Origin of the sequence: Oceanobacillus sp. FSL W7-1281 (assembly GCF_037969835.1) — a bacterium.
Classification (GTDB): domain Bacteria; phylum Bacillota; class Bacilli; order Bacillales; family Amphibacillaceae; genus Oceanobacillus; species Oceanobacillus oncorhynchi.
This window is the reverse complement of sequence record NZ_CP150214.1, coordinates 163,646-188,867: the sequence shown is the minus strand read 5'-3', so window position 1 is coordinate 188,867 and position 25,222 is coordinate 163,646. Positions and strand designations below refer to the sequence as shown.

The window sequence follows — 25,222 nt, the reverse complement described above, 5'->3', positions numbered from 1 at the left end:
CACCAACGTGTCAACTCCACTGGCGGTTAATCGTCATAAAAGTCGATACCCCAGAAACCCCCCCTTCAAATTTCAGCAGAAATGAAGTGGCGGGAGTATTCATTACTTTAATAACTAACACTGGATGGGGGAATGGTTATGTTTAAAATCGGCAGTATCTTTATTCCTGTCACTAATATTGAAAAAGCTGCAGATTGGTATGAAAAATATCTCGGAGCACAAAAAATTAACAGTTGGGATAACGGAGCCGGGTTTTATTTAGCCGCCGGTTCCACACAATTAGCTCTGATAAAAGCAGAATCCGAGCAGCCTGTTGCATTTATCACGGAGGGGCGCCAGAAAAATGCTTATTATAATTTTGTTGTAGATGACATCGAAGCAGCACATCATCACTTTCAGAGCCATAATGTAGAAACTACTGAAATAAACAATTTTGGCGGTATGAAATGCTTTGACTTTTTCGATTTGGATGGAAATCCTTTTAGCGTGGTGAATGAAGCAGAAGATTCTCCTTTTCATTCAGATAATGTTAGAAAAATGCAGAGAAATGGAAAATAAAAGCAAGAGAAATTACATTATAAGAAACCGGCAATGGATGCAGATTAGGCTTGCATTTTAATCCATCATTTTCTTAAAAGCAGCATTCCCTAAATTTATGTAAACTTAGGGAATGCCTAAAAAACTCTTTTCATGCCTGATGAATCTATTACTTTTTTAAAGAGGACAAGAAAACATCTTGCGCCGCTTTTACCCCGGCGCCGCTCTCGAATGAATACGAGAAATCCTGCAAGCCTGCTTCGATCAAGGAAACTGCTTGTAATATATCGCTTGGGAAGCAATAGCCCATATGTCCAAATCGAAAAACGTTGCCTTGAAGGTGACCAAGACCGCCTGCGAAATCAAGATGATACTTTTTCTTTAAATGTGCTAAAAAGTCGGAAAGCTCCACTCCTTTTGGAGCGCAGATCGTCGTTAATGTTGGGGAGGCATGCTCATCACTTGTTAACAAGTCAATAGAGAGAGCTCTCATGGCTTCCCGAACCATATTTTTCATGAGTTCATGACGTTCTACGGTTTTTGAAAATCCGCCCTCTTCCTCTATTAAATCGCAAACAGCAGATAATCCCATAATCAATGAAATCGCCGGTGTATTTGGTGTCATTGATTTTTCTGCCCAATCACGATAGCTTAATAAATCTAAATAATAAACTGTCGTACCATTTGCTTCTATGACCCTCCAAGCCCTTTCACTTACAGCCACAAAAGCAAGTCCTGGCGGAAGCATGATTGCTTTTTGCGAACCTGTCACTAAAATGTCGATCCCCCATTGGTCCATTTCTGCAGGAGCGCCTCCAATACAGCTTACCCCATCCACAATAAACAGCGCATCTGAGTGCTCGTGTACTGCTTCTGCTAATTGCTTGACCGGGTTTAAAATCCCTGTAGACGTTTCATTATAAGTAACAAAAACCGCCTTGATTCCGGATAAGGGTTTTAAAAAGTTTGCGAGCTCTTCTTTCGTACACGCTTCACCCCAGTTTTTTTCAAGCTTATGAACATGCAGACCATGCTTCTCGCAAATTGAAACAAAATAATCCCCAAAAGCTCCTATCGTGACAACGACTACTTCATCACCAGCGGAAGCAGTATTGGCCACAGCCGCTTCTAAAGCTGCCGTACCGCCTGAAGGAAGCAGCATAATATCCTGTTTCGTTCCGAATAAGGTTTTCACACGTTCCGTTGTTTCCCGATATAGCCTGGTAAACTCCTCGGAACGATGGCTGATTATATTTTGTCCCATTGCCATTTCCACTTTTTTAGGAATTGGCGTAGGCCCAGGATGTCTAAGAATATTGGAATACATAACCTTTCTCCTCCCTGCCTTTTTATTCAAGTTTCGCATATTTAAGTAAATTCTCAATTATATGAATCTATATTAGAAATAATATCATTGTTCCTTTATAAAGTATAGTTTACGCTTTCCATTTAATGATAAAAATTTTCCAGTTGAACTTTCATGCCTTCTCCATTTTTGGAAGCAACGGAAGGTTTAAAGGCATTTTGGTGTAGAAAAGTTTCATTTTCTAAAAAGAATTATTTACTCCAAGAAAATGATGTGTGTAGATAATTTTACATATTAAAACACAGAGATCATGACAGCAAAAATACTCTCTGTGTTTTAATATGGGCTTTTTATTTATCCTCTGATTCCTTCACAACAGCTCCCAGCGAGTTTTCAAAATGTCCCAGCGCCCAATCATGCCCTGCCTGATTAAAGGAAGCAACCGCATCTTTATACACAACAATGCGAAAACCCTTATTATAAGCATCAACTGCTGTATGCAGCACACAAATATCGGTACATACACCAACCAGATGTACTTCTTCAATATTTCTTTCCCGTAATTTAATTTCTAAATCTGTGCCGGCAAAGGCAGAATATCTCGTTTTATCCAGATAATATACGTTTTCTTTATCCCGATTTGCTTCATATGTTTCCTGCAGCTCTCCATATAGGTCCCTTCCGCTTGTCCCGCGGATATTATGGGGCGGAAACAGCTTCTGTTCTGGATGATAAGCATCGTCTTTATCATGCACATCTACTGCAAAGACGGTATAATCGCCTTCCTTGATAAATCGCTCCGTTATAGCAACCATCCTATTTTCCAAATCCTGGCCGGGTTTCCCGCATGTCAATGCGCCGTCATCTGCCACAAAATCTACCGTATAATCAATATTTATCAATGCTTTTTTCATGGATTATTCCTCATTTCTTAAATGTTATGAAGCTGGTAATGATAATTAATGAATGCTATTTTATCTCTCCATCCACTTGCTTTTCCCAATCCTCCAGTACCCCCCAAGCAATATCCGGTTCTCCATTCAACGATTTCATCGTGCCTACATATACTTTATTTGTTGATTTGCCAATTTCCATATAGTGTTTCATCATTTCTTTCGTGGTGGCTGTGACTGCCTGATTAACAATATCCTGCGCATTCACCCAAGATAACTCTCCTTCGTCACTTTCAAGTAGATTAGAATGGACTGATACGCTTCCAAAATAGACATATTGGATTCTAATTTCACTGTTATTTCTCATTCTGTGTACAACATAGCGAAGTCTCAGATTGTTTAACTGCTTCTCTGTTAATCCTGTTTCTTCTTTAATCTCTCTTATACATGCATGATATGGTGTATTTATTTCCCCCGCCTCCATATGTCCGCCAATTGGAACCATTCTCCCGAGGAGAAAGGGACTGTTTGATTTTTTCTGAAGAAACAAAACTTCCTGCTGATCATTAAAAAGAAAAGCGACCGCCATTTGCCGAAGCTTCATTATATTTCCTCCCGCCATTTTAATTTGATAACGTTTCTATACAAATAATAACCGCCCTTTTTAAATCATCATGGCTCCAGCTGGGGATTTTTCCATGCTCGATCGCAAGCTCATGGGAGGCAGGAAGATGAATAAAACCAGCAGGTGGATAGTTGTTATTTGTCTTCGCATAATGCAAAGCTTGATACATTACATGATTACAGAGATAGGTTCCTGCTGTGTTCGAGATTTCAGCGGGAAGACCCTGTGCTTGTAATTGTTCAACCATCCTGCTGATCGGCAATGTAGAGAAAAATCCGTCTGCACCATCCTCTTGTATCACTTCATTTTCCGGCTTGTAACCTTGATTATCCCTGGGTCCGTCATTCACATTAATGGCAATGCGTTCTGGATTAACCTTGAATCTGCCGCCGGCAAGCCCAAGCAAAATAATAGCATCAGGTTTTGTCTCCTCTATCAATTGGAGGAGTCTCTTCCCAGCCTGATGAAAATCTACAGATAATACATGAGAGATAACCGTGTAATCGCCAAGCGCTGCACCGTTTAATTCTCCTGCGATTTTCTTCGTTGGATTCACAGAAAAATCGAGAAAGGGTTCAAACCCAGTTAACAACAGCTTTTTTGTCATCTACTGCACCTGCCTTGTTTAAAAATATATATTTGATTTCAGTATAGCATACGATATGTGATTGAATGTAATCACTAAACCCACCTCATCATAACCGTCCCGATATACAGACGCTGCCTCTTCCAACAATGCAGTAAACCATGATTTCAACTGCGATTCATCCACCTGTTGAAACCATAAAATGCTTTATCTTGACAATTAACGATATATCGCTTATTATTACATTACGATATATCGTTAACTTTAAAGTAAAAAATAATAACAGGAGGAATATATTATGTTTCAACGAGAAGAACATCCCTTTTTCCAAAAGCAGGCTCATTTTAATCATCATCCTTTTGCTGGAGACAACACATTTCATAAGGATTTCTTAAAACGGAATAAATTTGGAATGGGGAATGAACATTTTGAAAGACGAGGCGGCCCTCATTTCTTTGCAGGACATGACGCTAGAGGCCGTGGCCGTGGCGGCGAACGTTTTTTCAAACGCGGAGATATTAAAATTGTTTTGCTGAAGATATTACAAAAACAGCCAAGACATGGCTATGACATTATCAAGGTGCTGGAAGAAAGATTTAAGGGTTTTTATTCACCCAGCCCCGGTTCAGTTTATCCAACCCTGCAAATGCTGGAAGATCAGGATTTTGTAGAAGCCGTTAAAGAGGGCAGGAAAAAGGTATATCACATTACCGAGGAAGGCAATGCCTATTTAGACCAACATCAGAAGGAGGATCCGTTTGTTTCACGGATGAATCAATTTGAAAATGTAGATATTGAGGAAATGCAGCACTTACGATCTGAGATGCAACAGCTATTCCATGATTTCTTTAAGACAGGTCGCCAGGTTATCGACAATCCCGAAAAGAAAAAACAGCTGCAGGAGCTGCTTGAAAAAACACGGGAAGAGCTTTTAGAAATTGCCGGCGATGAGAAAACAACGGATGATGAATAATCTAAAACTTCATTCCATGGGTGCAAAAAAACATGGAATGAAGTTTTACTTTATCATTTATTTAATCTATCTGCTGCAACAGCCAAGCTGAATACCTGTATAGATACAAAGATATTAGCTGCCATTGCTAGAATATACATACATCATTTCCGAAACCGATACCCCACGCCCCAAATCGTTTCAATAAACTGCGGCAAGGACGGATTCTCCTCTATCTTCTCCCGGATTTTCCGGATATGAACCGTCACGGTCGTATTATCTCCGACAGCATCATATCCCCAAATTTGTTCAAATAAATGCTCTTTCGTGAAAACGATATTCGGATGAGATGCTAGAAAATACAATAAGTCATACTCTTTTGCAGTAAATATTTTCTCTTCATTATCCAAAAAAACCCGTCGTGAATCAGGATCCATCATCAAGTTCCTAATATGAATTTCATTTAATTTCTTATCACGTTTGGTTAAGCGGTCGTATCTTGCCATATGTGCTTTCACTCTTGCGATCAGTTCATTCGGATTAAACGGCTTTACAATATAATCATCCGCTCCTCTGCCAAACCCGCGGATTTTATCAATATCTTCTTTTCTGGCCGTCACCATCAATATGGGCACATCCAATGTCGCCCGTAGCTTTTCACATAAATCAAAACCATCGATACCCGGCAGCATGAGATCTAATAAAATAAGGCTGTAGGAATTCGCCGCTGCAAGTTTCAACCCCTCTTCTCCAGTTGCAGCAATATCACTTTCAATTCCATTTATTTCTAAGTAGTCTCTTTCTAATTCTGCAATATCCTTCTCATCTTCAATAATCAATACACGTTGCATTTACTTCATCCTTTTCAATGTGAAATAGATACTCGTTCCTTGCCCGCGCCGGCTCTCTGCCCAAATCTCTCCCCCATGCGCTTGAATGATTTTCGCAGCAATCGATAAACCCAGACCGCTTCCGCCGGTTGCAGAGTTCCTCGACGCATCTGTCCGGTAAAAGCTTTCGAAAATATAAGGAATATCCTCCTCCCTTATCCCGTTGCCATTATCTCTCATTTCTACAACGATTCTATCTGTATCAGATGTCAAATTCACTTGAATTTCTTTCTGCTTTTTACCGATATATTTTAAGCTGTTTTGAATAATATTCATCACAACTCTTCGTAATTTTTCCCGGTCTGCTTCTACCATATAGTCTTTCTTAGGATCAGCTGCTAAAATCGCTTTCCCTTGTTCCTTTTCTAAATTAAAGGCCAGTTCCTCCATAAAATCCGCATAGAAGGCATATAAATCTACTTTTTCAAATTGAAAGGCTTCCTTCTTTAAATCAAGTTTGGAGTATAGAAATAATTCATCAATCAGTCCGTCCATATCATTGGCTGTTCTATAAATCGTATCCATATACCTGTCCAGCTTCTCCGGCGTGTTCGCTACCCCGTCTTGAATCCCTTTCACATAGCCTTTGATGGAGGTCAGCGGTGTTTTTAAATCATGAGAGATACTGGCAATCAGCTCCTGCCGGTTCGCTTCATACCGCTTTTGCTCTCTATCCGCTTCTTTCAATTTAAGGCGCATGGTCTCAAATGTATTCGCAAGCTCGCCTAACTCATCTTTTTTATCCGACTGGACGCTGTATTCCAAATCGCCTTCACTGATTTTTTTAGCTGCAGTTGATAATTTAGAAATAGGGTTGATAATACTCTTGGACATAAAATAGGTCAATAAACCATTGGTCAGGATTAAAATAAGAGCAATCGCGATAAATCGAAATTGAACAAAAACCTTTAAATCGTCCCCTTGCGGATTGCCGTTAAAAACAACAAATAGGAGATAGCCGAGAACAATTTCTGCTATCAACAATAAAGCACCCGGGATAAGAATCATCGCTATATTAGATAAAATCAGCCGTTTTCTGATAGACAATGGAAACACCTTCTTTCCCTTCTATTATAATAAAATCCAGGCTGCCATGCTGTAAAAAGAAGAGACAGCTGTCCCTTCTTTTATCCTTGACGAAATGTCTCGAATCTATAAAAGGGCGCTTTTCCTTCGTTCGGAAAAACGCGTTTTCCAAAACAACTATCCCTTTTTATATGGTATTGCTGCAGCAATGACACCCAGTACAAATCCCCAAACAATATTAGTAATAAAAACACTGACGAATGCAATTGGATTTGTCAATGGCCCCTGTAATCCGCCGTCAAGAACAGGCGACAGGATACCGCTTAGGATAATTGCAAAAGCTGCGTAGCTGACGCCTGCTAAAACAAGAACTGGAATTGGATTAGATACTCTTTTCTTGATAACAATCAGAATCCAGGCTATGGAGATTAGGATTGTCATCGCAATACTTCCTATCGCTTCACTGCCAAAGATATGGATCAATCCGGTTATTTTCATCAATGGTCTGATAAGTGCTAACGCACCTAATCCTAAAATAAGTGTTCTAGTTTGCTGCTTTGCTTGGTTAGTTGTCATTTACAGTCATTCCCTTTCCAAATATATTTTCGGCTTGCTTTCACGCTCCCCGTTTAGTTGTCTTCTGCATCATTCGATAGAATAGATATTACAGCCCGTCTATTATCAATTTCTAAAGCATTTATTAAATTTTTCTTAAACTGCAGGGAAGCGTCTAGTTAATGGAAGAAAAGAAAGTCGATAACCGCAAAAATCCCGCTTTCCTTTATTGGAAAGCGGGATTTTCATGTATTATGAAGCAATGCTATTGAAATTATGCCGGGTGATGCTGGACAAATATTTCAAATGTAGATATTTCCGATCCAAGAATCGGATTGTCTTCTTTTTCTTGTTTATCCTGTGATCCATGGGCTTTTCTAGTTTCTCTGCTTTCTCTCCAAACTTCAAAAGAAGCGTGATCTTTCCATGTTGTGCAGACCTGCAGTTCATCATATTCCTCTGTGTTCTCTTTTATCAGTACCTCCATAAATACAAATCCATTAAAGGTATGCACCGATTTAGCCTTGCTGAATAACGCTGCGACCTCATTTACTTTTCCTTTTTTGACGCGTAATGTATTTACAACTTTAATCATCGTTCACAGCCTCCTTTGGTTTGGATAATCATCCTTGTATCTATTCTAATACCGCCCCTGCTTGTTTTCCACCCATTACCGCATGCTGAATGAGCGGGATGCCATGCGGACCTCTTGCATGAAGCGCACTTTGCTGACTTTCAACAATATGATGAACAATAGCTAAACTCCCATTCCCTACTCAAAAGCTTATACTCAATACAAATCGCGAAATTATACGATCCAAATTATTGTGCAGGGATTTTCTATGCAAATCGTGTCTGAAAAAATCGCATCAAAGAATATTTCCGGGGAAATAATGTCGAAAAAAGTCACATGTATCAGTTTAACGGATGGTAAGACTCCATATGCAAATGGATATACCGCATCATTCTACCATATTCAAAATAAAAAGAAATATATCATTTCCCACAGCACAATAGAACAAAGTATGGCGATTTATGGAAGTAACAGCTGCGAGATGATATAAAACCCCCTCCTTTAAAACAGAAATCCTAACATAAAACACCTCTCATCACGCAAGCTGACTAGGGCAAAATAAGTTTGTGAAACATTTCACAAATATGTAACAGGTTTTTTTATCACAAACACGCTGAAAGATGCTATGCTTAAGTCAGAAAATACAAAGGGGTGATTAAAAATGATTCTAAATGAATGGAAAGAGTTTAACACGGATGCTGAATCGTACTCACAAGAAATCTTTGAACAGCATATCGGCGATACCTTTGAAGCGATGTGTCTGGAAGAAGGTCATGACATACCAAATTATATTTGGACGAAGCATTATACCGTAGTTATCAAACCGAATACATGTCTCATTAAAGATATAGCTTTTGTCAAAGTCCCCCGTCACCCGTCAACAATGTAGTTTTATTTTTTTGGAATATCATGATCAATGTTTCACAAACTAATATAAAGGAGCTTTTAACATGATTACAAAAGAGAAGATGAAACAGGAAGTAACCGTTGAGGAAAGTATTGATAAGCTGGTCCAGAACGCTCAGACAGCATTAACCGAAATGCGGCAGTTAAATCAGGAGCAAATCGATAACATTGTAAAGGAAATGGCGCTTGCAGGATTAGATCAGCACATGGAGCTCGCAAAATTAGCTGTCGAGGAAACCGGTCGCGGCGTCTATGAGGATAAGATCATCAAAAATATCTTCGCCACCGAATATGTCTATCATAATATCAAGTATGATAAAACGATTGGTGTCATCAGCAAAGATGAGCAGGAGGGCATGATTGAAATAGCTGAACCAATTGGTGTGATAGCCGGTGTAACGCCTGTAACGAACCCGACTTCTACCACCTTATTTAAATCTATTATATCTATTAAAACAGGAAACCCGATCATCTTCGCCTTTCATCCATCTGCCCAAAAATGCAGCTCGGAAGCGGCAAGAGTTGTCCATGAAGCAGCTGTTAAAGCTGGTGCGCCAAGAAATTGTATTCAGTGGATTGAAAAGCCGTCTATTAAAGCAACGCAGGCACTCATGAAGCATAACGGCGTCGCAACCATTCTGGCAACTGGAGGACCGGGAATGGTGAAATCGGCATACAGCTCCGGAAAACCGGCATTAGGCGTAGGAGCCGGCAATGTTCCCTGCTATATCGAAAAGTCAGTCAATGTGAAACGTGCAGTTAATGATGTCATTCTATCTAAATCCTTTGATAACGGCATGATTTGTGCCTCTGAACAAGCAATCATCGTCGATAAAGAAATCTATGAGCAGGTAAAACAGGAAATGATAGATAACAACGTATATTTCTTAAACAAAGAGGAAAAAGCAAAGGTAGAAAAGCTGGTCATTAATGCGGACACCTGTGCCGTGAACCCTGTTATTGTTGGGATGAAAGCATCGAAAATTGCTGAGATGGCTGGTATTCAAGTTCCTCAGGATACGAAAATACTTGTTGCTGAATTAACCGGTGTGGGAGCCGAGCATCCGCTTTCCCGCGAGAAGCTGAGCCCCGTCTTAGCTGCTTATAAAGTAAACAGCACGGAAGAAGGGCTGCAGCGCGCGGAGGAAATGCTGGAATTTGGAGGACTGGGACATTCTGCCGTGCTTCATTCCGATAATCAGGAGATACAGGATGCTTTCGGTAAAAGGATGAAGGCAGGACGAATCATCTTAAACTCCCCATCTTCTCACGGAGCGATTGGCGATATCTATAATGCTTATATGCCATCACTGACACTTGGCTGCGGCTCATACGGCGGCAACTCTGTTTCCTCCAATGTAGGGGCAATGCATTTAATGAACATTAAAAAAATGGCGAGAAGGAATGTAAATATGCAATGGTTCAAGGTACCTCCTAAAATATATTTCGAAAAAAATGCGGTTCAATATCTGGCGAAAATGCCAAATATATCTAAAGCTTTTATCGTTACCGATCCGATGATGGTAGAATTAGGCTATGTAGACAAGGTACTCTATTATCTGCGCAGACGCCCGGATTATGTTCACTGTGAAATCTTCTCTGATGTAGAAGCAGACCCATCAAAGGATACCGTCATGCGCGGCGCAGCAGCAATCGATGCCTTTCAGCCAGATGTCATTATTGCACTTGGAGGCGGGTCAGCAATGGATGCAGCTAAAGGAATGTGGCTGTTCCATGAACATCCAGACACAGAATTTAATGGCTTAAAACAAAAGTTTATGGATATTCGTAAGCGTGTCTATCAATATCCGAAGCTAGGTCAGCAGGCACAGTTTGTCGCGATTCCGACTACATCCGGAACAGGCTCTGAGGTGACTTCCTTCTCAGTAATTACCGATAAAGAGACCAATACAAAATATCCATTAGCAGATTATGAATTAACACCGGATGTAGCGATTATTGACCCGCAATTTGTCATGACAGTGCCAAAAACGGTTACAGCAGATACCGGAATGGACGTATTGACCCATGCGATTGAAGCTTATGTTTCAAATATGGCTAATGACTATACGGACGGACTGGCAATCAAAGCGATTCAGCTGGTGTTTGAATACCTGCCTCAAGCGTACCATGATGGCAGTAACGCTTTAGCAAGAGAAAAAATGCATAATGCTTCTACGATAGCCGGTATGGCATTCGCCAATGCGTTCTTAGGAATCAACCACAGCCTGGCCCATAAATTAGGAGCCCAATTCCATATTGCACATGGCCGCGCCAATGCTATTCTCTTGCCGCACGTGATTCGATATAATGCCAAGAAACCGACAAAATTCGTTTCATTCCCTAAATATGAGCATTTTATCGCTGACAAACGCTATGCAGAGATTGCACGTGTATTAGGGCTGCCAGCAGCAACAACAGAACAGGGAGTAGAAAGTCTTGTGCAGGCCATCTACCAATTAGCAGAAGAATTAAATATTCCGATGAGCATCGCCGAAAATGGTGTAGATGCCAAAGAATTTGAAGCACAGGCAGATGACCTTGCCGACCGCGCATTCGAGGATCAATGTACGACAGCGAATCCTAAATTGCCGCTTGTAACGGAATTGGCTGAGGTTTACCGCCAGGCGTATAAGGGATAGTTCATAGCAATAGATAAAGCATAAGAACGGTATAGCGAATAGAGCTATGCCGTTTTTTTCGTATGTTATAACATCTAGAAGTATGTTATATTATTAGATAATGATTTTCTAAATAAAAAAGAAGAATTTATGAAGGAGGAAGGCGATGAAGGAAATCACAGAGTATATCAGTAAAAACCTGCAAACTATCCGCAAAGAACGGGGCTTAAGTTTAGATAAAACGGCAAAACTCACTGAAGTAAGTAAAGCCATGCTTGCACAAATCGAGCGCGGAGACTCTGTCCCAACAGTAACCACACTCTGGAAAATTGCCAATGGTCTGAAAGTATCCTTTTCATCTCTGATCAGTCAACAGACAAATCCGATTAGAGTGATTAAAAAACAAGACAGATATTTGGTTACCGAAGCAGAAAACCATTATAGAGTCCATGCAGCTGTACCTTTTTCCCCGGAAAAGCAATTTGAAGTTTTTATGGTTGAGCTGGACCCTGAAAATGAACATAAATCATCTCCTCACAATCCAGGTGTGGAAGAACACGTATTTGTACAAGAGGGTCAATTAGAAATGGATATTGACGGTACTGTCGAAAAAATTGAAGAAGGAGAAGCAATTATTTTTGACGGGGATCAAACCCATATCTACAGAAATATCGGTGATAAGATACTTCACCTTCTTGTTTTAATCTATTATGCAAAATAAATAGTTTCCATTGTTTGAAAGCGAGTGAATGAAATATGTCTTTAAATGAACATCTATCTACGTTGAAATATGCCTTTCCAAAAACGTTGCCGATACTGGCAGGATTTACTTTTTTAGGCATTGCTTATGGCGTTTACATGCATTCTTTAGGGTTTCCGCCAATCTATGCCATTCTAATGAGTGTTCTTATTTTCGCCGGTTCCATGGAATTTGTAGCTGGGAGCCTGCTATTGGGAGCATTTAACCCATTCAGTGCATTTTTATTAACGCTAATGATTAATGCCAGACACCTTTTCTATGGTATCTCTATGTTAGATAAATTCAAAGGAACCGGCAAGAAAAAAATGTATCTCATCTATGGGATGTGCGACGAATCCTTTGTTATTAACAATACCACTCGCACACCTTCTGACATAAATAGCGGATGGTTTATGTTCTATGTCACCTTATTAAATCAAATCTACTGGGTCAGCGGTGCCACTGTCGGCAGTTTATTCAGTTCGCTGATTACCTTTAATACGGATGGTCTGGAATTCGTGATGACGGCACTGTTCGTGGTTATCTTTTTAGACCAGTGGATGAAAGAGCGTAATCATATCAGCTCCCTCATCGGGATAGCCGCTTCCGTTTTATGTTTAATTCTATTTGGCACAGAAAACTTTATTATTCCTGCCATGCTTATCATCTTGATTTTTCTGAGCCTCATTAAAAAATTCATTACGAAAAATGAGGTGATTTCATCATGATGTCGATAACCCAGCAAATCATTATGATTGCTTGTGTGGTTGCAGGCACCTTGTTAACGAGATTCCTGCCGTTTATGATTTTTAAAGCAGATAAGCCTACGCCAAAATATATTAAATACTTAGGATACGTCTTACCGCCAGCTGTATTTGGATTATTAGTTGTTTATTCCTTAAAAGATGTGCAGGTTACATCATTAGAAGGCTTCCTGCCAGAGCTTCTGGCAATTGGGTTAATTATCGGCCTGCACTATTGGAAGCGGAGCATGCTGCTGTCTATTGCGGGCGGGACCATATTTTATATGGTTTTGGTACAGGTTGTTTTTTGATGTGAGAAAACGAGGGTTAAGTAGACATACCTTCTGCTTGATTATATTCGCATTTTAATTACTTATAGAGGATAGGCAGTAAGCACGCATCACAAATAGCGTTTCACTGCATATCCTCTATTATTTTGGTTCTACTTTATTCAAGATTAGCATGCTTACCATACATCTTATGTGAATCCAAACCTTTTTTCTCCATACAGCACAGAATCAAGGCATCATAAAATAATAAGGACGTTTGTTCAAAAAGAGATCCCATCGGCTGAATCGTCTTATAACCGCCTTCAGACTGATCCTTTGTTACCCCTGGTAATTCAATCGTAATATCAGCTAACTCACCAATAGTGGATTGAGGAGAAATGGTTACAGCCGCAACAATTCCTCCAAGGCTTTTTGCTTTCTCAGCAATAGCTCCTAATGTTTTCGTTTCCCCTGAGCCTGATCCGATGATTAATAAATCATCCTTCTCTAAATTAGCCGTTACCGTCTCCCCCACGGCATAAGCTTCCAGACCCATATGCATCATTCGCATGACAAGGGATTTCGCCATGAATCCAGATCTTCCTGCACCAGCCACAAAAACCTTCTTGGATGCTAATATCTGATTCACTAATTTCTCTGTTTCTGAATCAGATATAAGTTCTGCTGTTTGACTTAGTTCTTGAACAATGTTGGTTAAATATTGGGTTGTTTTCATCTTTACATTACCCTTGCAACATTAATTCTTTCATTTCGCTTGCAGCAGCTTTTTTATCTTCTTTACTCGTAATTCCTCCGCCTACAATAATTAAATCAGGCTGATGCTTCACGACTTCAGCAAGTGTTTCTAATTTGATTCCGCCTGCAATCGCTGTTTTCGCATTCTTGACAACGCTCTTGATGGTATGCAGATCTTCAAAAGAATTTTGCCCTACAGCTTGCAGATCATATCCTGTATGAACGCAAATATAATCTGCACCAAGTTCATCCAGCTCTTTTGCACGAGTTTCGATATCTTTTACAGCAATCATATCCACCAGGATTTGTTTGCCTTGCTTTTTCGCTTCTTCTACAGCGCCTTTTATGGACTCATCCTCCGCAGCGCCAAGAATGGTGATAATATCCGCACCTGCAGCAGACGCTTGGCTTACCTCGTATCCAGCCGCATCCATAATTTTCAAGTCTGCTAATACTGTTAAATCAGGAAAAGCAGTCTTTACTTCCTTCACCGCTTTTAGTCCTTCATTAATCACGACAGGTGTTCCAATCTCTACCACATCGACATGCTCTTCTACCTCTTTTATTAAATCAATTGCTCCTGGAATATCGACAAGATCTAGCGCTAATTGTAATTTCATTATTTTCGCTCCCTCATTTTTTAAATTTATTGTGCTAAATGGTTTTTAGAAGGCAAGCTCGCATTACCGCTTCAAACCCTATTTACGCATCAGCATGTCATCAAGTATACTGAGTATATCCGGAAATGAGAAGTACGCACTTTTACCGCATATAGTGCTAAAAAGTATACTATTGGATGAAATAAAGCGGAGGTGAAGGAAATGCCGAATTTAGGAGAGAGAACTTTTAATTGTGAAAAGGAATTAACACTTGCGGTCATTGGCGGGAAGTGGAAAATGTTGATTTTGTGGCATCTGGGCAAGGAAGGGACAAAACGTTTTGGTGAATTAAAGGCACTGATGCCCGGTATTACCCAAAGAATGCTTGTTAATCAATTACGCGAGCTGGAAGACCATTTAATCGTTCACCGTGAAGTATATCCTGTTGTTCCGCCCAAAGTAGAGTATTCTCTTACAAAGCACGGCGAAAAGCTGTTGCCGATTTTAGATGCAATGTATGAATGGGGCAAGGATTATATTGAGAATGTTTTAGAAAAAGAGAATCAGACCGCTATGAAATAGATACATTCTTGTTGACATGCTATGTGGTAATTATTTTTTATCACGCTTCATTTACAACAAATGTATGACCAAGCCTTGAACAGCGATAATCGTTCAAGGCTTTTTATGCGCTTCATTATTTTAGCCCTTTTGCAATAAACTCGAAAAAAGACTAAAATAATCAAATAGGCACTTAACCAATCCATGACAATACACATCGGTTCGACAAATTTGTTTAACTGCCCTTTCTTCGGCAGAAAATACGACTGTAATTTACATATATAAGGTGATGCATACAATGACAGAAACGATTCGTAAACCATGGTTGTTCATTTTAACGATTGGACTTGGAACACTGCTCAATCCGTTAAACTCATCGATGATTTCAGTGGCATTAACACGATTACAGAATGAATTTACATTAACCTTCGCGGATGCTTCCTGGCTGATTTCTATCTTTTACCTCGCAAGTGCAGCCGGGCAGCCTGTCATGGGCAAATTGAGTGATATGTTTGGTCCGAAAAAGCTGTTTATGGCCGGGCTCATTATCGTAGCAGCCGCATCGATATTAGCTTCCTTTTCACCAAACTACCCGTTTTTATTGGGTTGCCGTGCCTTGCAGGCGATTGGGAGTTCCACTTTATTCCCCAGCGGCATGAGTATGGTTCGGACACATATTACAAAAGGACAAGGAAAAGCATTGGCTGTATTATCGATCTTTGCTTCCACATCTGCCGCTTTCGGTCCTTCTATTGGCGGATTTTTAGTCGCTTCTTGGGATTGGCATTCCATTTTCCTGATTAATTTTCCGTTTATTATTTTATCCTTTTTACTGGCTCTTTTTATTTTACCGAACACAGGACAAGGAGAATTTGAAGCAAAACGGATTGATTTCAGCGGTATCCTTGTTTTTATTATCGCGATTGTAGGATTAATTCTGTTCTTGCTTTCGCTGGATCAGAATATTCGCTGGTGGGCATTGTTGCTCTTTTTATCTGCTGCTGTCGGCTTTTACTTTTTCGAACTTAAGCAGGAAGAACCCTTTATTGATGTCAAAGGGTTAACGAAAAATCGCTATGTTTCTTTTATTTACTTACAATTCATGAGTATTAACCTGATACATTATTGTTTCTTTTTTGGGTTTCCAACTTATCTGCAGCAGGTTCGTGAATACAGCGAGCAGCATACCGGTGTGATTATGTTGTCCCTGGCAGGATTCGGTGTCATTGTTTCTCCCTTAGCCGGCCGTCTGATTGATAAATACGGTTCTAAACTGCCGATGGTCATCGGTGCTTTCTTGCTTTTAGGCGGTACCGGTCTGCTATTAACATATAATGATGGCTCTCCTTTGATCTGGCTGGTTATTATTATGGCTGTCCTTGGCATGAGTAACGGATTTAATAATATCTCTGCACAAACAGCACTTTATGAACATGTGGACCCAGAGGATACGGGATCCGCTTCCGGATTATTTCAAACCAGCCGCTATTTGGGTTCAATTTTATCCTCCAGCCTCCTTGGTTTAACATTTAATCGTCATTTAGATACAGAGCACCTGCATCTCGTTGCAATGGTTTGTTTTGTCTTTTGTATAGTTGTTGTGGCTCTGGCGTTTAAGCTTCCGGGGAAATTGCGGGGTAAAGACGCATAGGAAAAACAGCAATCCTCTATTTTAAAATAATGGAGGATTGCTGTTTTTAACCTTATCTGCTTCATTCACAGCGAATGTGCAGGCTTCTTTCTTTAATCATTCTGCTTAGGAAGTAATTGATAAAAATAGTAATATGCCAATTTTAAATGCACTTCCTCTGATATCTTTTGATTTCTTTTCCTTGTTTTTTGGTGACACTACGAACGTTACGAGACTTGAATAAACCTGCACTTTGTGTATAATGGAAATTAACTTCATTATATGAGAATGTTTTCTAGGGTTCCGCAATACAAATTGGTCTGGTCCGAGAGAAAACTCACAGCCTGAGCTGTGCCACGGAAGGATAAAAGCCTGGGAGAGACTGTTTATACAGTTATCTCTCAGGTTTTTTTGTTTTTTATTGGAAAGAATAAACGCGGAGGTGTTATCTACATGAATATGGTGTGGTTACAAGTAATTATCGCAGCAGTTATTGAAGTTTTTTGGGTAATCGGGCTAAAGCATGCCGATGATTTTTGGACTTGGACAGGAACAATTATCGCGATCATTCTTAGTTTCTATTTAATGATCATGGCTGGGAAGAAGCTTCCTGTTGGAACGGTTTATGCTGTTTTTGTCGGACTGGGAACAGCAGGAACAACGTTTGCAGATATTGCTTTCTTCGGCGAGCCGTTTCAGTTTATAAAGATTCTTTTGATCGCCATTTTATTAGCCGGTGTTATTGGTTTGAAGTTAGTAACGAAAGACAAAGAGACAGAAGGAGCTGAATCGTAATGGCCTGGACTTCATTAATTATCGCTGGATTATTCGAAGTAGTTGGTGTAACGATGATAAACAAGCTGCATAAAGATCGTAATTGGCAGGCATTGGTCTTACTCGTTCTTGGTTTTGGAGCCAGCTTCTTTTTCCTTTCGTACGCTATGGAAACATTGCCTATGGGGACTGCTTATGCGGTATGGACTGGTATCGGCGCCTCTGGGGGGGCAATAGCAGGAATGCTTTTTTATAATGAACCAAAGGAATGGAAGCGAATGGTGTGTATCGCCATGGTTTTAGGAGCGGCTGTCGGGTTAAAATTATTTTCGTAATGCATCTCTAAAAAATAATTTTCACTGCTTATATCAATTTATTGGTTATTAAATCTATATTCAAACTAAAATAATGCAGCCTCACTGCTTGCTCAAATATCAAAGAAGGAAGTAGTGAGGCTTTCGTTTTATCAACAAATTTAAAACCAATTAAATTTGTTGATACACCTCCCTTTTTTGATTAACTTCTTTCTCCCTTTTTTCCTGTCTTCTAAAGTGAATAAAAGAAATTGAACAAGCCAGAAAGCATGTCCCCGCTAAAAAAATAAATGCATGCTTCATGGATAAATGCTCATAAATACTCCCGCTAATTATTGGAAAAATTGTCATTCCCAGCGCATAGACAGCTTGAAAGAAGCCCATTGCAGTAGAACGCTTTTGGTCAGGAATCGACTGCATAGCACTGGAGGTCAGGAGAGAGAACAAAATTCCAGTACCTAATCCCGGTATCAGTTGTAAAAGGCAAACAAGCAAGATAGAATTTGTCTGGGGAACCAGTACACAGTAAATGCCGAGGAAGAGAAAGCTGAAACAAATCCATAACTTCATAGACATCATTGCCAGGAATTTAGTCGAAGCCAATCTGGCAAAAACGACTGCTGACAGCATATAAATAATAGACGACATACCAATAACTAGATTGGAGCCGCCCAGCTCCTGAACAATCTGGTTTGTAAAGGACATGGTGGTAGACATTTGCACACCCTGCTGCACTAATGCCAAGAAGGAAAAAAGAACTAAGCTTTTATTTGCAGTCACCTTTATTAATTCCCTGAAGGAAACGTTATTTGTGTGATGAGATGGTTTGGTTGATTGAAGAAAGAAAGCGAGTACAAAACCAATCAGTCCTGCAGCTAAACTGAAGGCACAAATCATCATCATGCCGACTTTATCATAGAGAAGCGTACTGGTTACAAAACCAAGCAGCATGCCGGCATTGTTAGCCATAATAATTCTGCTGGTGGCGCGTATCTGATCCTTTTGGTTAAAAAAGCTCATATAAAGAATCATAAAAGAAATCCAGGTGGCGCTTGCAGTTCCTGATAAAATATTCCCAAGGAAAAAGCCAATATCATCCGGCAGTAAAATCCTGCTTAGCGAGGCGCCGCCCGCAAATAAAGATCCAAGTATGATAAACAGCTTGTGATTGCTGCTAAGATCAGCCAAAATACCTACTGGCAGCCGGAGCATAAGCTGTGAAATGCCATATGCACCAATAATCATACCTACCAGATCACTAGAAATATTTACCATAATTAAGTAGGTCGTTTGATAGGGAATGTAAACATATTGCGCGAACCAGAAACAGACAACAACCCATAAAATTAACGATGCCTGCTTTTTTTGTGCATTATTCATCTTTTCATTACTCCTTCTATTTTCCAGTGAAATGTTGGGGAATTAGGTTTACGCAGCATATAATCAGGCCTTTTTCTCCTGTTTTTTAGCGGTTTCCCGATTCGTTTCCCCTGCTTTTCTAACTGCTTTAAAACAAAGATTTTTCAGTACAATCTCTATTTTCAAAGTTCTAATGCAGTATCATATCCTAAGATTAAAATTTGCACAAGCATCATTTATTTCTTCATTTTTTCCAGAAAAAAAGATTTAAAAATCGCTTGCATCGATAATGAAAGCGTGTTAGTATATTTGCAAAGCTTCATACTGGAATACATTTGACGTGTTACTGATAATGCAGGCAAGATCAAGTGTACACTTTAATAATCATGGGAAAGCTGTGTTTTCCCCTTGAGATTATTTGTGTGCGTTTGGTCTTTTTTTGTGTCAATATGTGTTCTTCATATTTTATCCGTTGGCCAGTGGATTAATTTTTAGCGAGGGAGAAATAACATGAACTATCAACAGGTGGCACAGGACATTTTAAACAACGTGGGTGGAAAGGAAAACGTTTCTGGATTAACCCACTGCTATACACGTTTGCGTTTTACGTTATATGACACAAAAAAAGCAAACAAGGCGAATTTAGAAAAGATGGACGAGGTTATCTCGGTTGTCGAGAATAGCGGGCAGTATCAGGTTGTGATTGGAAATAAGGTGGCGGAAGTACATGATCAAATTCAACTTCTTCTGGGTGATTTAAATAAAGCGGAAAATAAAGAAGAGAATAAAGGGTCTATCGGAAGCCGAATCTTAAATACATTTACATCCATATTTATTCCGATTATCCCGGCAATTGCTGCATCCGGCATGCTGAAAGGAATTCTGGCTCTTGCGGTTATGATCGCAGCTTATTATTGGAATGTGGATATTAAAGAATACAATACGTACCGGATATTAGATGCCACCTCCAATGCTTTATTTTACTTCTTCCCGATTATGATTGGTTATGTAGCGGCGAAAGTATTTAAGGCAAATGAATTAATTGCAATGGTACTGGCAGCAACGCTATGCTACCCGGATCTGGTTGATTTAATGACAAGCGGTTCAGCCGTTACGTTTTTAGGAGTTAATGTCACATTAGCAGACTACACCTCAACGGTTATCCCGATCATTATTGCTGTATTTATCATGGCATATGTTCAGCGCTTTTTTGAACGCATCACCCCCGAGGTTCTAAAAATTATTATGGTGCCAACCTTCACGCTATTAGTGATGGTACCAGCGACATTAATTATTTTTGGACCTATCGGCATTCACTTAGGTAACTTCATCAATTGGCTATACTATATCATTATGGATATCAGTCCAACCTTATTAGGTGCTTTTATTGGCGGAATCTGGTGTGTGCTTGTTATATTCGGTGCTCACAAAGCCATTCTGCCAATTGGAATTAATGATGTGGCACAAACTGGTCAGCAGAATCTTTTAGCATTTGCAGGTGCTGCTAACTTTTCTCAGGCAGGAGCTGCTGCAGGTGTATTTTTAAAAACGAGAAATAAGAAATTAAAAACGTTATCTGCAACGGCAACCGTAACAGCACTTTTCGGAATTACCGAGCCAGCCATTTACGGGGTTAATCTTCGTCTGAAAAAACCGATGATTTATGCAGTAATCAGCGGAGCGATAGGCGGCGGTCTGATGGGCTGGGGCGGATCCTATGGCACAGCCTTTGCCAACCAGGGTTTTTTAACCATCCCGGTCTATATTGAAGCAGGGACAAAAGCATTCTTATGTTATATTATTGGTATTGCGATTGCCTTCTTTGGGGCTGCAGCGATGACGATGTTATTTGGTTTTAAGGATATTCCTGAAGAAGAGGATGCTTCGGATGAAGGCCTTGGAGACAGCGAGGAGGAAGCTCCAAGGACAGGAACAGACACAGAAGTAACTATTCCTTCGCCAGTCCAGGGAAAGCTGATTCCATTATCTGAAGTAAAAGATGAAGTTTTCTCATCAGGCGCATTAGGAGAAGGAGCAGCAGTTTATCCAACAACCGGTGAAGTGGCAGCGCCAGCCGACTGTAAAGTATCTGTTCTCTACCCGACATTGCACGCTATCGGGCTGCAGCTGGAAAATGGCGCTGAATTATTAATTCATATCGGCTTTAATACCGTGGAATTAAATGGAGATGGATTTGAAGCCCATGTGAGCGCCGGTGATGAGATACGCAAAGGGACCAAAATTGTCTCGTTTAATATAGAAGAAATTGAAGCAAAAGGCTATGATCTCACCACCCCAATGGTTGTCACCAATTCTTCGCAGTTGCAAGGTGTTTCCATTGTAGAAAGCAATACGGATAGAACTGTTTGATAAAAAATAATTAAATAATATATAGGAGTGACGATAATGAAAAATTATTTCAGCAAAGATTTCTGGTGGGGAGCCTCCTCCTCCGCCTTCCAAATTGAAGGAGCATGGGACAAAGATGGCAAAGGTAAAACGGTAGCGGATTACAATGCATTCCAAAAATCAGATGTACAAGCAGATACCAGAGTTGCCAGTGATTTCTACCATAACTATAAAGAAGATATTCTTTTAATGAAGGAACTTGGTTTAAAAGCTTACCGTTTCTCTATTTCCTGGGCGAGAATTATTCCAGATGGAGATGGAGAAGTGAATCAAAAGGGGATTGATTTCTACAACAATGTGATTGATTTCTTATTAGAGAATGATATTATTCCATTTGTGACGCTGTACCACTTTGATCTGCCATTTGCTCTGGTTGAAAAGTACAATGGCTGGGAAAGCCGTGATTGTGCTTTTGCTTTTGAAAAGTATGCAAAAACCTGTTTTGAAGCTTTCGGCGATCGTGTAAAGCATTGGCAGGTGCATAATGAACAAAATCTAATGATTCGTGTTAATATTCGCATGAATATGTATGATGTGCCAAGTGAACAGGCTGAAAAAGTGAGAGCACAAATGGATTATCATATGTTTCTAGCGCATGCGCTTGCTACGAACGCTTGCCGTGAAATGCTTCCAGATGGACAAATCGGACCGGCTGTATCCTCCACCATGACATATCCAAGCTCCAATCGGCCGGAAGATGTGTGGGCAGCCAGAATGAACGATAATTTCAAAACCAATTATGCCTTAGAAATGTATTGTTTCGGAGAGTATCCGGGATACTATAAAGAATATCTGAAGAAATGTGATATTTATCCAGAAACACAGCCAGAGGACGAAGAAATTCTCAAAGCATCAAAGCCGGATTATATCGCCGTAAACTATTACCGTACGCTGGTAGCCAGCTATCTGCCTGCCGATGATGCTCATCCATTCGGAACAAAGGAAAATGATATTGATTTCGACTTATATGGATACTTTAAAATTGAAAAGAACCCAAATCTCGAAGTAACAGATTATGGGATTCAAGTAGATCCAACCGGCTTAAGACTTTTACTAAATGATTATTATGAAAAGTATCGTTTACCGATGATTATCACAGAAAACGGCTTAGGAACTGGCGATCAGCTAACAGAAGATGGTAAAATACATGATGATTACCGGATTGAATACTTAAAAGATCATATTGCCGCATGTAATGATGCCATTTCAGATGGTGTCGAGCTGTTTGGGTATTCCCCATGGTCTGTAATGGACTTGCTAAGCTCCCGTCAAGGCTTTATGAAGCGTTATGGTCTGGTTTATATAGACAGAGAAGATTTTGATCTCAAAGAATTGCGTCGAATTAAGAAGGACAGTTTTTACTGGTATCAAGATGTTATTAAAAACAATGGATTAAATTAATCAGCAAAGGAATAGGAACGTAGCCATGCAGATCGTAAAAGTGATGAACAATTCCTTAGTATTAGCAATCAATGATTCAGGAAATGAATACATCTTAATGGGCAAGGGAATCGGATATAAGAAATCAATTGGCTGCCAGATTCAAGATTCTGAAATAGAGAAAACATTTATCCTAAAAGACAAAACCATTTTGAAGAACTTTATACAGCTGGCAAGTGAGCTGGATGATAGGTATTTTAATCTTGTAAAAGAAATCATTGAATTTGCCACAAAAGAATACGATATGGAAGTGATGGATTATTTATACCTGTCACTGTCTGACCATATTTCTTTTGTTGTCCGCAGATTTCATGAAGGAAACCTTGGAGAGAAATTTACCTATGTGGAGGTTGTGAAATATTATCCAAAGGAATATGCAGTTGGCAGATTCGCCGTAAACCTGATCAATCAAACAATGGGAATAGATCTTCCTGAAAGTGAAGCCTCTGCCATTGGAATGCATTTTGTCAATGCACGTTTAAATTCAGAATCCTATCATGAGGAAGCGCAAATTGCCAAGCTGATCGATCATATTGAAGCAATCGTTCAAAGAAAAGCGAATGCCCATTTCGATAAAGCAAGCCTTTCTTATACAAGATTTATTACGCATCTAAAGTTTTTTGCTGAGAGAATCATCAAAAATCAAATTTTTAAAGACACCGATACTGACATCCTGTTTGATCAATTGAGCCAATCAATGCAGCTGGAGAATAAGATTATTGAAAGCATTACACATTTTGTAAGACAAAAATATGCGATTGATCTGACTAGGCAGGAGAAGCTTTACTTAATCATTCATATTAATCGGATACTAAGAGATGATCCCAATAAATCATAACTGCTGTTATTAAAATCTCCTCGAGGCTTCTGCCTTGAGGAGATTTTAATATTATGGGATGAATATTAACAGGTATCGAGAACCCTTTTCTTGAATTTAACTATTTATAAATTCCCCTAAATTCATGCTAAAATCGCCTTTAACACCAGCTTATACTTATCCTTATTTACTTTACACACACTTATTTTTTACAATGGCAATGATTCCGCTCGTAACTTCTTTAATTGCCTCTATTCCCACTCTTTCCTCATCCGTGTGTGCATAAATCGAATTTCCTGGACCGAAATACAATGTATCTGTCGCATATTTAGCAAGCGTACCGCCTTCTCCCCAGCCTCCAAATACGTCAACTTTTAGTTTTCTATCCAGCTCTTTCTCAAGTATCGCCTTAAGTTGAAGAAATTTTTCTGAACTGCTATCTATTTCCATCGGCGTGCAATCCACTAAGATGTTCGTTTGATAACGGAATGCCGGATAAGTATCCTTTAGCCTTTTGGCTACAATATCAATTTCTTCTTGAAAATCATTTATGGTTTCATTGGGCAAGTATCTTTTATCAATCACAATCCTGCAATTCGCTGGTACACTATTCGCTTGTTTACCAGCTTCTATCACCCCAACATTCATTTTTGCTTCCCCTAACAGCGGATGGGAATTCTTTTTGAATTTTTCCTCTGTATACTTTTGAAATGCCTGTATAAATGCAGATGCCATGTAGATTGCATTTTCACCGAGCTCAGGCATGCTGGAATGAGCGCTTTTACCAATAAATTCTACTTCTATCCAAGCATTACCCTTTTGCGCAACCATCAGGGCTTGATCCGTTGGTTCAGATATAACACCCAAATCACAGCTTGGCAACAAGCCTCTTTCAAAAGCGGATACGGTTTGCTGTGCGTATGTCTCCTCATCCGTAGAATACATTAAGTAAACATCGCCTTTTACCTGATGGTCACAGGCATACTTAAATGCAGCGTAATTGCTTGCACTTCCTGCCTTCATATCACATGAACCGCGGCCGTATATTTCACCGTCTTTTTCAATTGGGTTTAAGGGGTCTTGTACTCCATCTAAAGATACGGTATCCAGATGTCCTTGCAATAATAAATGATACCCTTCTCCATTTTTATGATGTGCGATCAAATGTGGATTTTCCGTATGGCCATCTACTATTTGAACCTCTGCGTCAGTCTCTTCTTTAATTTTATGATACATAAACGCTATTATTTTCTGTTTTCCTTCTACGGAAAAGGATTCGATGCGAATAAATTCCTTTGTTAATTCAACAGCTACGTCCTCGTACACCCTTATCCCTCCTAT

The 25,222-nt window shown here is 39.7% G+C and carries 26 protein-coding genes and 1 riboswitch; of the genes, 14 read left to right on the top strand and 12 right to left on the bottom strand.

The features are described from left to right. Positions 1–138 precede the first annotated feature (138 nt). Positions 139–558: a VOC family protein gene (locus MKX55_RS01000; RefSeq protein ID WP_339235395.1), complete on the top strand. Its 420-nt coding sequence runs from the start codon at positions 139–141 to the stop codon at positions 556–558. 148 nt (positions 559–706) lie between these two features. On the opposite strand, the gene MKX55_RS00995 is transcribed toward MKX55_RS01000, so the two are convergent. From MKX55_RS00995 to MKX55_RS00980, 4 genes are all read right to left on the bottom strand, one after another. Continuing rightward, positions 707–1,864: an alanine--glyoxylate aminotransferase family protein gene (locus MKX55_RS00995; RefSeq protein ID WP_339235393.1), complete on the bottom strand. Its 1,158-nt coding sequence runs from the start codon at positions 1,862–1,864 to the stop codon at positions 707–709. 329 nt (positions 1,865–2,193) lie between these two features. Further along, positions 2,194–2,757 (bottom strand): isochorismatase family cysteine hydrolase, encoded by a 564-nt coding sequence (locus MKX55_RS00990; protein WP_339235390.1) that lies wholly within the window; start codon positions 2,755–2,757, stop codon positions 2,194–2,196. 55 nt (positions 2,758–2,812) lie between these two features. Beyond that, entirely contained in the window at positions 2,813–3,340 is a 528-nt protein-coding gene (locus MKX55_RS00985; protein WP_339235388.1) for an NUDIX domain-containing protein, read from the bottom strand. Positions 3,341–3,359: 19 nt separating this feature from the next. After that, positions 3,360–3,968, bottom strand: a complete 609-nt coding sequence (locus MKX55_RS00980) for a pyroglutamyl-peptidase I (protein WP_339235385.1) — start codon at positions 3,966–3,968, stop codon at positions 3,360–3,362. Between the two features lie 277 nt (positions 3,969–4,245). On the opposite strand from MKX55_RS00980, the gene MKX55_RS00975 reads away from it, so the two are divergent. After that, positions 4,246–4,920 (top strand): helix-turn-helix transcriptional regulator, encoded by a 675-nt coding sequence (locus MKX55_RS00975; RefSeq protein WP_339235383.1) that lies wholly within the window; start codon positions 4,246–4,248, stop codon positions 4,918–4,920. A 143-nt stretch (positions 4,921–5,063) separates the two neighbouring features. Here the strand turns inward: MKX55_RS00975 and MKX55_RS00970 are convergent, their stop codons facing one another. The 4 genes from MKX55_RS00970 to MKX55_RS00955 all read right to left on the bottom strand — a co-directional run bounded on the left by MKX55_RS00970 (position 5,064) and on the right by MKX55_RS00955 (position 7,965). Continuing rightward, complete coding sequence (locus tag MKX55_RS00970; RefSeq protein WP_339235381.1) at positions 5,064–5,750, bottom strand: response regulator transcription factor; 687 nt, start codon at positions 5,748–5,750, stop codon at positions 5,064–5,066. Further along, a complete protein-coding gene (locus tag MKX55_RS00965) occupies positions 5,751–6,845 on the bottom strand; it encodes a HAMP domain-containing sensor histidine kinase (protein WP_339235380.1) in 1,095 nt (364 codons plus the stop codon). A 147-nt stretch (positions 6,846–6,992) separates the two neighbouring features. Continuing rightward, the gene (locus tag MKX55_RS00960; RefSeq protein ID WP_339235376.1) at positions 6,993–7,391 is read right to left on the bottom strand and encodes a hypothetical protein; all 399 of its coding nucleotides are present in this window, start codon (positions 7,389–7,391) and stop codon (positions 6,993–6,995) included. Between the two features lie 253 nt (positions 7,392–7,644). Next, the gene (locus MKX55_RS00955) at positions 7,645–7,965 is read right to left on the bottom strand and encodes an antibiotic biosynthesis monooxygenase (protein WP_339235373.1); all 321 of its coding nucleotides are present in this window, start codon (positions 7,963–7,965) and stop codon (positions 7,645–7,647) included. 640 nt (positions 7,966–8,605) lie between these two features. Here MKX55_RS00955 and MKX55_RS00950 point away from each other — a divergent pair. The 5 genes from MKX55_RS00950 (at position 8,606) to MKX55_RS00930 (ending at position 13,264) form a co-directional block, all read left to right on the top strand. Next, a complete protein-coding gene (locus tag MKX55_RS00950) occupies positions 8,606–8,833 on the top strand; it encodes a hypothetical protein (protein WP_042530880.1) in 228 nt (75 codons plus the stop codon). A gap of 61 nt (positions 8,834–8,894) precedes the next feature. Beyond that, complete coding sequence (gene adhE, locus MKX55_RS00945; RefSeq protein WP_339235371.1) at positions 8,895–11,492, top strand: bifunctional acetaldehyde-CoA/alcohol dehydrogenase; 2,598 nt, start codon at positions 8,895–8,897, stop codon at positions 11,490–11,492. A 145-nt stretch (positions 11,493–11,637) separates the two neighbouring features. Further along, complete coding sequence (locus MKX55_RS00940) at positions 11,638–12,192, top strand: XRE family transcriptional regulator (protein WP_339181458.1); 555 nt, start codon at positions 11,638–11,640, stop codon at positions 12,190–12,192. A 35-nt stretch (positions 12,193–12,227) separates the two neighbouring features. Continuing rightward, positions 12,228–12,938 (top strand): AzlC family ABC transporter permease, encoded by a 711-nt coding sequence (locus tag MKX55_RS00935; protein WP_339235368.1) that lies wholly within the window; start codon positions 12,228–12,230, stop codon positions 12,936–12,938. Beyond that, positions 12,938–13,264 carry a branched-chain amino acid transporter permease gene (locus MKX55_RS00930; protein WP_139089184.1) on the top strand — a complete coding sequence of 109 codons (327 nt, stop codon included), beginning with the start codon at positions 12,938–12,940 and terminating at the stop codon, positions 13,262–13,264. Before MKX55_RS00935 ends, MKX55_RS00930 begins: the two co-directional genes overlap by 1 nt. A 136-nt stretch (positions 13,265–13,400) precedes the next feature. Here MKX55_RS00930 and hxlB read toward each other — a convergent pair whose 3' ends face one another. Both hxlB and hxlA read right to left on the bottom strand, forming a co-directional pair. Next, positions 13,401–13,958, bottom strand: a complete 558-nt coding sequence (gene hxlB / locus MKX55_RS00925; RefSeq protein ID WP_042530870.1) for a 6-phospho-3-hexuloisomerase — start codon at positions 13,956–13,958, stop codon at positions 13,401–13,403. Between the two features lie 7 nt (positions 13,959–13,965). Continuing rightward, a complete protein-coding gene (gene hxlA / locus MKX55_RS00920; RefSeq protein ID WP_339181452.1) occupies positions 13,966–14,598 on the bottom strand; it encodes a 3-hexulose-6-phosphate synthase in 633 nt (210 codons plus the stop codon). A gap of 201 nt (positions 14,599–14,799) precedes the next feature. On the opposite strand from hxlA, the gene MKX55_RS00915 reads away from it, so the two are divergent. From MKX55_RS00915 to MKX55_RS00900, 4 genes are all read left to right on the top strand, one after another. Further along, positions 14,800–15,159: a winged helix-turn-helix transcriptional regulator gene (locus tag MKX55_RS00915; RefSeq protein ID WP_339235366.1), complete on the top strand. Its 360-nt coding sequence runs from the start codon at positions 14,800–14,802 to the stop codon at positions 15,157–15,159. Positions 15,160–15,436: 277 nt separating this feature from the next. Then, entirely contained in the window at positions 15,437–16,789 is a 1,353-nt protein-coding gene (locus MKX55_RS00910; protein ID WP_339235363.1) for an MFS transporter, read from the top strand. 263 nt (positions 16,790–17,052) lie between these two features. After that, positions 17,053–17,149: riboswitch (guanidine-I (ykkC/yxkD leader) on the top strand. A gap of 72 nt (positions 17,150–17,221) precedes the next feature. Continuing rightward, on the top strand, positions 17,222–17,563 hold the full coding sequence (locus tag MKX55_RS00905) for a multidrug efflux SMR transporter (RefSeq protein WP_042530862.1): 342 nt from the start codon (positions 17,222–17,224) through the stop codon (positions 17,561–17,563). After that, positions 17,563–17,877, top strand: coding sequence for a multidrug efflux SMR transporter (locus MKX55_RS00900; RefSeq protein WP_042530860.1), 315 nt, complete (start codon positions 17,563–17,565; stop codon positions 17,875–17,877). Before MKX55_RS00905 ends, MKX55_RS00900 begins: the two co-directional genes overlap by 1 nt. 150 nt (positions 17,878–18,027) lie before the next feature. On the opposite strand, the gene MKX55_RS00895 is transcribed toward MKX55_RS00900, so the two are convergent. After that, positions 18,028–19,236 (bottom strand): MFS transporter, encoded by a 1,209-nt coding sequence (locus MKX55_RS00895; protein ID WP_339235360.1) that lies wholly within the window; start codon positions 19,234–19,236, stop codon positions 18,028–18,030. 489 nt (positions 19,237–19,725) lie between these two features. On the opposite strand from MKX55_RS00895, the gene MKX55_RS00890 reads away from it, so the two are divergent. Genes MKX55_RS00890 through MKX55_RS00880 form a run of 3 tightly spaced genes read left to right on the top strand, consistent with a single transcriptional unit; the run spans position 19,726 to position 23,902 of the window. Further along, on the top strand, positions 19,726–21,585 hold the full coding sequence (locus tag MKX55_RS00890) for a beta-glucoside-specific PTS transporter subunit IIABC (RefSeq protein ID WP_339235358.1): 1,860 nt from the start codon (positions 19,726–19,728) through the stop codon (positions 21,583–21,585). 36 nt (positions 21,586–21,621) lie between these two features. Further along, the gene (locus MKX55_RS00885) at positions 21,622–23,025 is read left to right on the top strand and encodes a glycoside hydrolase family 1 protein (protein WP_256705484.1); all 1,404 of its coding nucleotides are present in this window, start codon (positions 21,622–21,624) and stop codon (positions 23,023–23,025) included. A 25-nt stretch (positions 23,026–23,050) separates the two neighbouring features. Then, entirely contained in the window at positions 23,051–23,902 is an 852-nt protein-coding gene (locus MKX55_RS00880; RefSeq protein WP_339181445.1) for a PRD domain-containing protein, read from the top strand. Between the two features lie 171 nt (positions 23,903–24,073). Here MKX55_RS00880 and MKX55_RS00875 read toward each other — a convergent pair whose 3' ends face one another. Next, the gene (locus MKX55_RS00875; protein ID WP_339235356.1) at positions 24,074–25,207 is read right to left on the bottom strand and encodes a M20/M25/M40 family metallo-hydrolase; all 1,134 of its coding nucleotides are present in this window, start codon (positions 25,205–25,207) and stop codon (positions 24,074–24,076) included. Positions 25,208–25,222 lie beyond the last annotated feature (15 nt).